Origin of the sequence: Chitinophaga hostae (assembly GCF_018224885.1) — a bacterium.
In the GTDB taxonomy this organism is placed as follows: Bacteria; Bacteroidota; Bacteroidia; order Chitinophagales; family Chitinophagaceae; genus Chitinophaga; species Chitinophaga hostae.
In genome coordinates, this window is record NZ_JAGTXB010000002.1 from 435,487 (window position 1) to 447,477 (window position 11,991).

Sequence of the window (11,991 nt, forward strand, 5' to 3'; positions counted from 1 at the left end):
CATATCTCTCCCAGCATCCGTTTGGCCCAATTTTTTGTTAAAAGGAAATAAATTGCACGACCAACGGGTGATTTTATTTTATATTTGATTAGACAACGTTTAAGTTCAATTGAGATACATATGAGACTGAAAGTGATTATACCGGTTGTGCTGTTAAGCATCTCCGCAGGGGTGTTGGCTTTTAATAAGCTCGGACATAACGAAGATCCTCCCGGCCGTTATGAGGTGATCATGAACCTGGTAGGGCAGATGCTGAAAGAAGGACATTACCAACCTAAACCCATCGACGACAAATTCTCCACAGAAGTTTTTGATAAATACCTGCGCAGCCTGGATACGGAAAAGAAATTTTTCCTGAAAACAGATGTGGATAAACTTTTGCCGTTATCCACGCACATCGATGACGAGTTGAAAGGCGCGCCCATCGATTGTTTCCGCAATATCAACACGCTGATTAAACAGCGGGTGGCCGAAGCAGCAGCTATTTATCCTGAAATTCTTTCCAAACCATTCGATTTTACAGTGGATGAGAAAGTAACCCTGGATCCGGATAAGGTGGATTATCCCGCAGATGAGAATGCACGTAAGGAAGCATGGCGCAAAGTATTAAAATACCGCACGCTGGAAAAGCTGACCGACCTGCAGGAAATGCGCGAAAAGGATAAAGGAAAAGACAGCGGAAAAGTAAAAACCGATACCGAACTGGAAGCAGAAGCCCGCGTAAAGGTAAAACAACTGTACGACCGCTATTTTGAACGCCTGAAAAACAGGCAGAATGATAATGATCGCTTCAACCTCTACGTAAACGCGATCACCACTACCATGGATCCGCATACCGATTACTTCCCGCCGGATGAAAAACGCGCGTTCGAAGAACAAATGGCCGGTAAATTCTTTGGTATCGGTGCACAGCTGAAAGAAGAAGGCGACAAAATCAGGGTGGTGAGCATCGTTACCGGCAGCCCCAGCTGGAAGCAGGGACAGTTGAAAGCCAACGATGTAATCCAGAAGGTAGCACAGGGAAACAGCGAATCGGTAGACATCACCGGGTACCCCGTAGAAGATGCCGTGAAACTGATCCGCGGTAAAAAAGGTACCCCGGTAAGACTCACCGTGAGAAGCGTGGACGGTACTACAAAAGACATCACCATCGTGCGTGATGAAATCGTAACAGAAGAAACTTTTGCCAAATCTGCGATCATTAATGGTCAGCATAAAATCGGCTATATCTATCTGCCTGAATTCTATGCCGACTTCAACGACCGCAACGGCGCCCGCAGCGCCGAAGATGTGGCTAAAGAAGTCGCTAAACTGAAAGCAGAAAAAGTAGAAGGTATTATCCTGGATCTCCGCTTCAACGGTGGTGGATCACTGCAGGACGTAGTACAAATGGCTGGCCTGTTTATTCCGGAAGGCCCGGTGGTACAGGTGCGTTCCAGGGGCGGTGACGCTGTGGTATTACGCGATCGCGATAAAAATGTGCAGTATGAAGGTCCGCTGGCTATCATGGTAAATGAATACAGCGCTTCTGCTTCTGAAATCATGGCCGCTGCAATGCAGGATTACAAACGCGCCGTGATCATCGGCAGCACCCAAACATTTGGTAAAGGCACGGTACAACGTCTCTTTAACCTGGATGATTTCTATCCTGTAAAAGATGGCGGCAGCCTCGGCGCACTGAAACTGACCCAGCAGAAATTCTATCGTGCAGACGGTGGCTCTACCCAGCTGAAAGGTGTAGCTTCCGATATCGTATTGCCGGATCCTTATTATGAAGTGGCTGAACGTAAAGATTCTGACGCCCTGGCCTGGGATGAAATACCACGCGCCAGCTTCACTGCCTGGTACAACCCGGTAAATACAGAATCGCTGAAAAAGAACAGCGAAAAGAGAATGGCTGCCAGCCCGGCTTTCAAGCTGCTCAACGAAAACCTGAGCACCCTGAAGAAACTGGAAAAACAGGAAACTTATTCACTGAATCTGCAAACATATAAAACAGAGCAAAAGTCTAACACCGCTGCCCTGAAAAAGTATGATGCAGTAAACGATAAAGTAAAAGAACTTAGCATCGTGAACATCAAATCTGATATGGAGAAATTTGGTGGAGACTCCTCCAAAATAGCCCGTAACAAAGATTGGATCAAGATCAGAACAAAAGATATCTACCTGGATGAAGCGGTAAATGTAATGAACGACCTGATCGTACAGTCATTGCCGAAAATGCAGCGTAAGAATCAGTAGCGGAGGGGGATCGCCTTCGGCAATTGTCTTTGGGCAGGATTAAATTGATTTTGATGATTGTACTGATTTAATTGAATTTTGTTATAAAGATTTCGGGAGATAGCAGCAGATTAAGCTGTTATCTCCCGAAGTTTTTTATGTGGTCTCTAATCAACACTGCCGTTAAATATTTTGGGGAGATAGAAACGAATTCGTTTCTATCTCCCCAAATCTTTATAACAAAACTTACTTAAATCAGTACAATCATCAAAATCAATTTAATCCTGCCCAAAGACAATTGCCGAAGGCGATCCCCCTCCTATTTCTCTTTCTCCACTACTTCCAGTGCTTTCTTCACCATTGGATCATCTGCATTGATGGTTTCATAAAATCCTTCTGTTCTGTACAGCTGACGCGCCAGCATAGCTTTGAGACGGGTGCGGATTTCCATTTCATCGCGGGGAGTCAGATGGTCCAACCCGGGAACGCTGTCTTTTTTAGCGTACGTTTTGAAATCATTCATTAACTCATTGCTGAGCTGGAAACCTTTTGCAAAGGCGCCTGCATCCCTGAATGGCCCGAACACTTCCTTATGGCCTGTATAGTAGTAATAGGCAAAGTTGCTGAAGGTATTACGGGTATAGATGGCAGTGAGGGTAGGTGTAAAGCGGGAAGTATCAAACGGAATGAAGATATCCGGTGTAATACCGCCACCACCGTACACGCGACGGCCGGAAGCCGTTTTGTAAGGAATAGTATCAATGATTTTGATGCTATCTTTGTTCACCAACTCGCCATGGTGGTAGCGTTCAGCGATATCATCATCATAATCATCATGTCCTTTGCCATAAGGCTTCTGGATACTTCTACCTGACGGAATATAGTAGCGGGCAACGGTCAGGCGCAGGGCGCCGCCATTGTCGAGGTCGTATTGTTCCTGTACCAGCCCTTTACCAAAGGTGCGACGGCCTATAATGGTACCGCGGTCCCAGTCCTGCACGGCGCCGGCAAGTATTTCACTGGCGGAGGCGGATCCTTCATCAGTGAGAATGGCCAGTGCGCCTTTTTCAAACATTCCCGGACGCTTGGTTTTATAATCGGTACGTGGGAAGTCTTTTCCTTTGGTATATACAATCAGTTTCTGATCTTCCAGCAGTTCATCGGCGATCCGGGTGGCGGCATCGAGGTAGCCACCGGGATTTTGACGGAGGTCAATGACCAGTTTCTTCATGCCTTGTTTCTCCAGCTGGTGGATCGCTTTCATAAACTCGTCATAGGTAGTAGCAGAAAATTTACTGATTTTGATATAACCTACTTCCGGCGCAGCCATATAACTGGCATCCACGCTATATAAAGGAATCACGCCTCTTTTGATAGGGATCTTTAATTGTTTCTGCTGACGCAGTACCAGTGTATTCACGATGGAGCCGGCAGGGCCGCGGAGTAACTTGCGGATCTTATCCGGTGTAATGCTGTTGCCTGCAACGAGACTGTCATTTACGGAGAGGATCTTATCGCCGGTTTGAATGCCGGCGGTTTCAGAAGGGCCGCCACTCAGCACACTCACTACATTCACCGTATCGGCCGTGATGTTGAATTCTACGCCAATACCTTCAAAATTACCTTCCATATCCTCATTAACCCGTTGTAATTCTGCCGGGGGAATATATATGGAGTGGGGATCCAGGTGGGTCAGTAAACCTTCTATCGCTTCCTGTTGTAAATCATCTGTATTAAGTGAATCTACATATTTCGCTTTAATCAGGTCCATTACTTCCTGCAAGGGCCCTCTGTTGGGTTTATTAAAAAATACAGTGGCTCCTCCATTGTTCGATCCAGGCATCTTATGACCGAGGAACATCCCCAGGGCTAATACTACTGCAAATAGAAGAGGTAAAAAAACATTCAACTTCCTGTTAGACATAATCAGATTATTATCCCGCTAATTTATATGACCAATCTTTATCCATGTAGTATTAGCACCTGGCGGAAAGCAATCTGCTGCATACATGTATCATCATCATTTAAAGTTAAAGGGAGCTATTTGTTTATATGAAACCCTTTTGTTTAAATTGTGACAAAAATAGCATAAATCAGGTGCAAACTTTTAGGATTCTTTAATTTCATAAATTACCGGATATGGGTGCTGGAATAAAGTTGGTAGCAGACAGTGGGTCAACAAAGACGGAGTGGGGCGTGCTGGGCGCAGGAGAACCAGTGGTGTTGAAAACACAGGGCGTTAGCCCGTACTTTCAATCTGCAGAGCAGATTAAAGCCATCCTCGATACAGAGCTGGTACCGCAATTGCCGGCCGGCAGCCCTGTTACCGCTGTGTATTTTTATGGAACGGGACTTTCACAGCCCAAAAATATCGAGCTGGTATCCGATGCTATCCGCGCTGTATGGCCAGAGGCGGTTTCCGATGTACAGCACGACCTGATGGGTGCCGCCCGTTCGCTTTGCGGCCGCAAGGAAGGCGTGGTCAGCATATTGGGAACCGGATCCAATTCCTGTTATTATGATGGAAAAACGATTGTAAAGAATAATCCCGGACTCGGCTACATCCTGGGCGACGAGGGCAGCGGAGCCTACCTGGGCCGGAAGGTACTGCAGTACTACCTTTACAACAGTTTTGATGAAGATCTGCACTCCCGCTTTGAATATAAGTATCATACCAATAAAGACGAGATACTGGAAAACGTATACCGCAAACCGTTAGCCAATCGCTACCTGGCCGGATTTGCCGAGTTCCTGTCGGAAAACCGCGAACATTTCATGATCCAGAATATCCTGGAAGACGGGCTGAACGACTTCTTCTTTAACCATATTTATAAATACCGCGAAAGCTGGACCACCGCACTGCATTTTACCGGTGGGATCGCCTGGCATTTCCGCGATATTCTCAGCGAGTTGTGCGAACTCTATGAATTGCCCATGGGAAGAGTGCTGCGTACGCCTATGGAAGGCTTGCTGGAATACCATCGTTAATAATTTCAACAAATAAATATGTCATTTATAAAAGTAACGGAACAGGCCTCTCACTACCGTCATCTGGAAAAGATGAGTGTAAATGAGTTGCTGGTTAACATGAATACAGAAGATCAGACGGTTCCGTTGGCCGTAGCAAAGGCGATTCCGCAAATAGAAAAACTGGTCACCGCGGTGGCAGATAAAATGCTGGCAGGTGGCCGCTTGTTTTACATGGGGGCCGGCACCAGCGGCCGCCTGGGTGTAGTGGATGCTTCGGAATGCCCGCCTACTTTTGGCGTGCCGCAGGGGCTCGTGGTAGGAATTATTGCCGGCGGCGACACCGCGATACGTAAAGCAGTGGAGTTCGCGGAAGACAGCCGCACGCAGGGTTGGGAAGATCTCCAGGCTTATAATGTAACGGATAAAGATGTAGTGGTAGGCATTGCCGCCAGCGGCACTACACCTTATGTAATAGCTGCGCTGAATGAATGTCGCAAACACGGTATTGTTACCGGCAGCATCAGTTGTAACCCGGAAACACCTGTATCTGCAGAAGCCGATTTCCCGGTGGAAGTGGTGGTAGGCCCCGAGTTTGTAACCGGCAGCACCCGCCTGAAAAGCGGCACCGCCCAGAAGCTGGTGTTGAACATGCTCTCTACCGCCGTGATGATACAGTTGGGCAGGGTGGAAGATAATAAGATGGTGAATATGCAACTCAGCAACGAAAAACTGGTAGACCGCGGTGTGAAAATGCTGATGGAACAATTGTCGCTCACCGATTATGAACAGGCACAACAACTGCTGCTGAAGGCTGGCAGCGTAAAAAAAGCAGTAGACGATTTTGTGAAAAAATGATTTAGGCGGACCTTTGGATCATTGATAAACCAGGTATGCATAACATAGAGCCATATTACAACTGGCGGCATTTATACACCGCAGAAGAAGATGAGTACTCTCCTTTTTATGGAAGGGAGTACAGTGAATTCGAATATTCCAACTCCGTATATAATTATTATATACATCCTCAATGGGATGAATTTGGTTCACGCAACTTATACATGAAGATCCTGTTTACGGATTACCAGTTCAATTTTGCCATTATCGAATTATTGGGAGAATGGAATGATGCTATTGACAACGACATCATGACCATGAAGCGCAACATTATTGACACGCTGATTGCACAGGGCATCACAAAATTTATCCTGATTACGGAAAATGTGATGAATTTCCACTCTTCTGATGATTGTTATTATGAAGAATGGTGGGAAGATATCCGCGATGACGGCGGCTGGATCGTGAGCCTGAATATGCCGGCACAAACGCGGGAAGAGTTTGAGCGCGCGCGTTTACACCATTACGTACATCTGCTGGATGACGATAAATGGCGAACATATCAACCTTTACATCTGTTTAACATGGTGGATAATATCATGCTGAAACGGCTGGAATAATATTTAATTTTCAGAAAAAAATGAAAGATATTATGCATGAATGTTTGATAACCAATAGTTAATATATTGATGCATTACTTCATTTATATGGAAACCTGATAAATATCATTTTTTTTTATTTTTCCTGCGCTAAATTTGCGCGACGTTTCAATCATCTTTTATACTAGGAAGCTTAGAATTTTACTTATGAAGTGGTCACAGTTCTTTAATACCTCTATCGGTAAGAAGTTATTGGTAGGTGCTACCGGCTTGTTTCTTTGCAGTTTTGTTATTGTACACCTGGCAGGTAACTTCCAGTTATTGTACAATGATGAAGGCAAGGCCTTCAACGTATATGCTGCGTTCATGGGGCATAACAGCCTGATTCAGTTTATTGCCTGGGGGCTTAAAATCGTGATCGTACTGCACGCATTTATTGCGCTGCAGCTCACATTCCGCAACAGGGCAGCCCGTCCGGTGAAATACGCCGTTAATCCGGGTAACCAAACATCTTCCTGGTTTAGTCGTCAGATGGCGATCATGGGAAGCATTCTCCTTATCTTCATTATTATTCACCTGACTAACTTCTGGGCAAAATTCCACTATGGTGAAATGCCGCTCCACACGTATCCCGGTCAGGAAGAACCTTTGAAGGATCTGTACCTGGTATCTCAGGAAACATTTAAACAAGGCTGGCTGGTTGTATTGTACGTAATTGGTATGATCGGTTTATCCTTCCACCTGATCCACGGCTTTAAAAGTGCCTGTCAGACCTTTGGTTTAAATCATAAAAAGTACAACGGCTTACTTAGCTTCATTGGTGTATGGCTGTTTGGAATAGCTATCCCCGTTGGTTTTGCTATTATTCCCGTTGTAATCTATTTCAAATAATTCTGTAAAGTAAGGATATATGTTTGACGCAAAAATTCCTGCCGGACCATTAAATTCCAAATGGGAAGACTATAAAGGACATTGCAAATTGGTAAACCCTGCCAATAAGCGCAATCTGGAAGTGATCATCATTGGTACCGGTTTGGCCGGGGCCTCCGCAGCGGCTTCATTAGGTGAATTGGGATATAAAGTAAAAGCATTCTGCTTTCAGGATAGTCCGCGCCGCGCACACAGTATTGCCGCCCAAGGCGGTATTAATGCTGCCAAGAATTATCAGAACGACGGTGACTCTGTTTTCCGTTTATTCTACGACACCGTAAAAGGTGGTGACTACCGTGCCCGCGAAGCCAACGTACACCGTTTGGCAGAAGTGAGCGGTAACATTATAGATCAATGCGTGGCACAGGGTGTTCCCTTTGCGCGTGAATACGGTGGCCTGTTAAGTAACCGCTCTTTTGGTGGTACACAGGTACAACGTACTTTTTATGCCGCAGGCCAAACCGGCCAGCAGCTGCTCCTCGGCGCTTACTCTGCGCTGGAGCGCCAGGTAGCATTGGGTAATGTGAAAATGTATAACCGCCATGAAATGCTCGACATCGTAAAAATCGATGGTAAAGCGCGTGGTATCATTGCACGTGACCTGATTACCGGTGAACTGGAGCGCCACTTTGGCCATGCAGTACTGATCTGCAGCGGTGGTTATGGTAACGTGTTCTTCCTGTCTACCAACGCAATGGGTTCCAACGTAACGGCTGCCTGGAAAGCGACCAAAAACGGCGCTTACTTCGCTAACCCCTGCTTCACACAGATCCACCCTACCTGTATCCCGGTTTCCGGCGACCACCAGTCAAAACTGACCCTCATGTCAGAATCACTGCGTAATGATGGTCGTATCTGGGTGCCTAAAAAACAAAACGATACCCGTAAAGCCAGCGATATTCCTGAAGAAGAAAGGGATTATTACCTGGAAAGAAGATATCCTGCATTTGGTAACCTCGTTCCCCGCGACGTGGCTTCCCGTGCAGCAAAAGAAAGATGTGATGCCGGTTATGGCGTGGGTACCTCCAAACAGGCGGTATATCTCGACTTCGCCGCAGCCATTGAACGTTATGGTAACATTGAAGTGGGTAAACGCCAGATGACCAATGTTTCCAAAGAAGACATTATTAAACTGGGTAAGGAAGTAGTAGCCGAAAAATATGGTAACCTGTTCGACATGTACGCCAAAATCACCGGTGAAAATCCTTACGAATTACCAATGCGTATTTATCCCGCGGTACACTATACGATGGGTGGCTTATGGGTAGATTACGAACTGGGTACTACCGTTCCGGGTTTATATTCTTTGGGAGAAGCAAACTTCTCTGATCACGGCGCTAACCGCCTGGGTGCATCTGCACTGATGCAGGGCCTGGCCGATGGTTATTTCGTTATTCCTTACACTGTAGGTAACTACCTGGCAGATGAAATCCGCACCAAGGCGATCCCAACAGATCACCCTGCCTTTGTGGAAGCAGAAAATAAAGTAAAGGAAACCATCAATAAGTTCATGACCATTAAAGGCTCCAAATCCGTTGATTTCTTCCACAAAAAACTGGGTAAGATCATGTGGGATAAATGTGGTATGGCGCGTAATGAAAAAGGTCTGAAAGAAGCGATCGAAGAAATCAAAGCGTTGCGTGCTGAATTCTGGAAAGAGGTACGTGTTCCCGGATCTGCAGACGAATTCAACCCTGAATTGGAGAAGGCAGGCCGTGTAGCCGACTTCCTCGAACTCGGCGAACTGATGTGTATCGATGCACTGAACCGTCGCGAATCCTGCGGTGGTCACTTCCGCGAAGAATCTCAAACAGATGAAGGGGAAGCACAACGTGATGACGTTAACTTCAGCTATGTTGCTGCATGGGAATACAAAGGCGATGGCCAGTATGAACTGCACAAAGAACCGCTGGAATTCGTAGAATGTAAACCTACTCAGCGCAGCTACAAATAATGGTTATTGGTAAACCGTTGAACGGTTAGCCAGGATTATAAATCAAATAATTGTCCAAGGTATATGGAACATTATAACATGAACCTCACATTAAAAGTGTGGAGGCAGAAAAACAAAAACGATCAGGGTAGATTTGAAACCCTTCAGGCTAAAAACATTTCTTCAGAAATGTCTTTCCTGGAAATGTTTGATGTGGTGAACGAAGGACTGATCAATGAAGGTAAAGAACCAATAGCATTTGATCACGACTGCCGCGAAGGTATCTGCGGTATGTGCTCGATGCACATCAATGGCCGTGCTCACGGTCCATGGGATGGAACCACTACCTGCCAGCTCCATATGCGCGCTTTCAAGGATGGCGATACTATTACTGTTGAACCATGGAGAGCAGGCGCATTCCCGGTGATCAAAGATCTGACGGTAGACAGATCCGCTTTCGACCGCATTATTGAAGCAGGTGGTTATATTTCTGTAAACACAGGTAATGCACAGGATGCAAACTGCATCCCGGTAGATAAAACCAAAGCAGACCTGGCATTTGCTGCTGCTGCCTGTATCGGTTGCGGCGCCTGCGTGGCCGCTTGTAAAAACTCTTCTGCCATGCTGTTTGTATCTGCGAAAGTATCCCAGCTGGCACTGTTACCACAAGGTCATCCTGAAAAACAATCCCGTGCCCTCAATATGGTGGCGCAAATGGATAAGGAAGGTTTTGGTAGCTGTACCAATACCGGCGCCTGCGAAGCAGAATGTCCGAAAGAAATTTCCCTCACCAATATCGCCCGCCTCAACAGGGAGTTTATCGGTGCAGGCCTTTCTTCTGAAAAATAGGACTGTGATTTCTATGATTATATTGATGCTCCTGATGAGCGGAGATTGATATTTAATAATAAAAGCAAAGAACCCGTTTGATATTTGATCAAACGGGTTCTTTGTTTTATCTCCGCTCATCAGGAGCATCAATATAATCATAGGAATCATAGTCCCCGTTCATCCTTTGAAATTCATCTTTCTAAATTTTTTTACTATCATGTGTTTTTTCCACGTGTCCCTTTAAATAATAGTATATGTCAGAACAATCACGGAGAAAGTTTATCAAACACATAGGCAGCACGGCTGCATTACTGGGTATAGGCCAGCTGGCGGCTATCGCCAAAGAAAAGGAACAGGTACAGTTGCTGCAACCCGAAAAAAGAATTTCACCCAACGATAAGATCCGCATTGCCTGTGTTGGCATGGGTATTATGGGATTTGGCGATGTCCAAACCGCCATCAAAGTGCCCGGCGTTGAATTTGTAGGCGCTGCCGACCTGTACGATGGTCATCTGGCCCGTATAAAGGAAGAGTTTGGCCCGCAGGTATATACCACCCGCGATTACCGGGAACTATTGAAAAGAAAAGATATTGATGCTATTATCGTGGCTACTCCCGACCATTGGCATGATACCATTGCTATTGCGGCGATGGAGGCGGGTAAGGCCGTTTACTGCGAAAAACCGATGGTGCAGCAGATAGAAGAGGGGCATAGGGTGATTGAAGCGCAACAGCGTACCAAAGCAGTGTTCCAGGTAGGTAGCCAACGTGTGAGCAGCGTTGCATTAGCGGAGGCGCGTAAACGTTACCAGGCTGGTGAAATAGGGCAGCTGAGTGTGGTGGAAGCCCGCATGGACCGCCACAGTGCATTGGGCGCCTGGCAGTATTCTATTCCCACGGATGCTTCTCCTGCCACGGTTGACTTCGACACCTTCCTGAAAGATACCGCTAAAATGCCTTTTGATCCGGTACGGTTCTTCCGCTGGCGCAATTACCAGGCTTATGGTACCGGTATTCCAGGCGATCTTTTCGTACACCTCATCTCCGGCCTGCATTTCATTACCGGTTCTCTCGGTCCCACGGCTGTTTACGCCAGTGGTAACCTCGTGCAGTGGAAAGATGGCCGCGATGTGCCGGATACCGTGGTAGCCATTTTCGATTACCCTGAAACAAAAGAACATGCTGCCTTCCAGATGACGTTACGCGTTAATTTTGCGGACGGCAGCGGTGGTGGTGAATATACCCGCTTTATTGGCACCGAAGGCGTACTGGAACTGGGCTGGAACGATTTTAAAATAAAGAAACACAAACTCCCTGAAGCGCCCGGTTATGGCGGATGGGATACCTATAATACTTTCACCAAAGCCCAGCAGGCGGCATATGTAAAGCAATACAACGCCAAATATCCGGGCAGCAACGGCAACCCGGTGCAGTCATCCACTGCCTATGCAGCACCACAGGGGTACGACGACCGGCTGGAGCATTTTACCAACTTCTTCGATTCCATGCGTACCGGCAAAGCCGTGGTGGAAGATGCAGTGTTTGGCCTCCGCGCTGCCGGTCCGGCCTTGCTCAGCAACCAAAGCTATTTTAGTAAAAAGCTGATGCATTGGGATCCCGTGGCGATGAAAATAGTGTAAAGAGAATTCGTAATTTGTAGTGCTTATTTACACA

9 protein-coding genes are annotated in these 11,991 nt (G+C 46.5%); 8 read left to right on the top strand and 1 reads right to left on the bottom strand.

Translation table 11 applies throughout. From position 1 onward, the window contains the following. The first annotated feature begins 120 nt into the window (after positions 1-120). Complete coding sequence (locus KE626_RS06050) at positions 121-2,241, top strand: carboxy terminal-processing peptidase (protein WP_211971961.1); 2,121 nt, start codon at positions 121-123, stop codon at positions 2,239-2,241. Positions 2,242-2,539: 298 nt separating this feature from the next. Here KE626_RS06050 and KE626_RS06055 read toward each other — a convergent pair whose 3' ends face one another. Next, positions 2,540-4,144, bottom strand: a complete 1,605-nt coding sequence (locus tag KE626_RS06055) for a S41 family peptidase (protein ID WP_249207294.1) — start codon at positions 4,142-4,144, stop codon at positions 2,540-2,542. A gap of 215 nt (positions 4,145-4,359) precedes the next feature. On the opposite strand from KE626_RS06055, the gene KE626_RS06060 reads away from it, so the two are divergent. The 7 genes from KE626_RS06060 (at position 4,360) to KE626_RS06090 (ending at position 11,957) form a co-directional block, all read left to right on the top strand. Then, positions 4,360-5,208: a BadF/BadG/BcrA/BcrD ATPase family protein gene (locus KE626_RS06060; RefSeq protein WP_211971962.1), complete on the top strand. Its 849-nt coding sequence runs from the start codon at positions 4,360-4,362 to the stop codon at positions 5,206-5,208. 18 nt (positions 5,209-5,226) lie between these two features. After that, positions 5,227-6,045: an N-acetylmuramic acid 6-phosphate etherase gene (gene murQ / locus KE626_RS06065; RefSeq protein WP_211971963.1), complete on the top strand. Its 819-nt coding sequence runs from the start codon at positions 5,227-5,229 to the stop codon at positions 6,043-6,045. Positions 6,046-6,080: 35 nt separating this feature from the next. Next, complete coding sequence (locus tag KE626_RS06070; protein ID WP_211971964.1) at positions 6,081-6,644, top strand: hypothetical protein; 564 nt, start codon at positions 6,081-6,083, stop codon at positions 6,642-6,644. 186 nt (positions 6,645-6,830) lie between these two features. Beyond that, complete coding sequence (locus tag KE626_RS06075) at positions 6,831-7,514, top strand: succinate dehydrogenase cytochrome b subunit (RefSeq protein ID WP_211971965.1); 684 nt, start codon at positions 6,831-6,833, stop codon at positions 7,512-7,514. A gap of 19 nt (positions 7,515-7,533) precedes the next feature. Beyond that, on the top strand, positions 7,534-9,507 hold the full coding sequence (locus KE626_RS06080; protein ID WP_211971966.1) for a fumarate reductase/succinate dehydrogenase flavoprotein subunit: 1,974 nt from the start codon (positions 7,534-7,536) through the stop codon (positions 9,505-9,507). A 63-nt stretch (positions 9,508-9,570) separates the two neighbouring features. Beyond that, positions 9,571-10,335: a succinate dehydrogenase/fumarate reductase iron-sulfur subunit gene (locus KE626_RS06085; protein ID WP_211971967.1), complete on the top strand. Its 765-nt coding sequence runs from the start codon at positions 9,571-9,573 to the stop codon at positions 10,333-10,335. Between the two features lie 236 nt (positions 10,336-10,571). After that, positions 10,572-11,957 carry a Gfo/Idh/MocA family protein gene (locus KE626_RS06090; protein ID WP_211971968.1) on the top strand — a complete coding sequence of 462 codons (1,386 nt, stop codon included), beginning with the start codon at positions 10,572-10,574 and terminating at the stop codon, positions 11,955-11,957. Positions 11,958-11,991: the final 34 nt, after the last annotated feature.

What these genes read in the sequence shown, in the direction of transcription:
- KE626_RS06050 (WP_211971961.1), top strand. Translation starts at nt 121, where the DNA reads ATGAGACTGAAAGTGATTATACCGGTTGTGCTGTTAAGCATCTCCGCA.
- KE626_RS06055 (WP_249207294.1), bottom strand. Translation starts at nt 4,144, where the DNA reads ATGTCTAACAGGAAGTTGAATGTTTTTTTACCTCTTCTATTTGCAGTA.
- KE626_RS06060 (WP_211971962.1), top strand. Translation starts at nt 4,360, where the DNA reads ATGGGTGCTGGAATAAAGTTGGTAGCAGACAGTGGGTCAACAAAGACG.
- murQ (WP_211971963.1), top strand. Translation starts at nt 5,227, where the DNA reads ATGTCATTTATAAAAGTAACGGAACAGGCCTCTCACTACCGTCATCTG.
- KE626_RS06070 (WP_211971964.1), top strand. Translation starts at nt 6,081, where the DNA reads ATGCATAACATAGAGCCATATTACAACTGGCGGCATTTATACACCGCA.
- KE626_RS06075 (WP_211971965.1), top strand. Translation starts at nt 6,831, where the DNA reads ATGAAGTGGTCACAGTTCTTTAATACCTCTATCGGTAAGAAGTTATTG.
- KE626_RS06080 (WP_211971966.1), top strand. Translation starts at nt 7,534, where the DNA reads ATGTTTGACGCAAAAATTCCTGCCGGACCATTAAATTCCAAATGGGAA.
- KE626_RS06085 (WP_211971967.1), top strand. Translation starts at nt 9,571, where the DNA reads ATGGAACATTATAACATGAACCTCACATTAAAAGTGTGGAGGCAGAAA.
- KE626_RS06090 (WP_211971968.1), top strand. Translation starts at nt 10,572, where the DNA reads ATGTCAGAACAATCACGGAGAAAGTTTATCAAACACATAGGCAGCACG.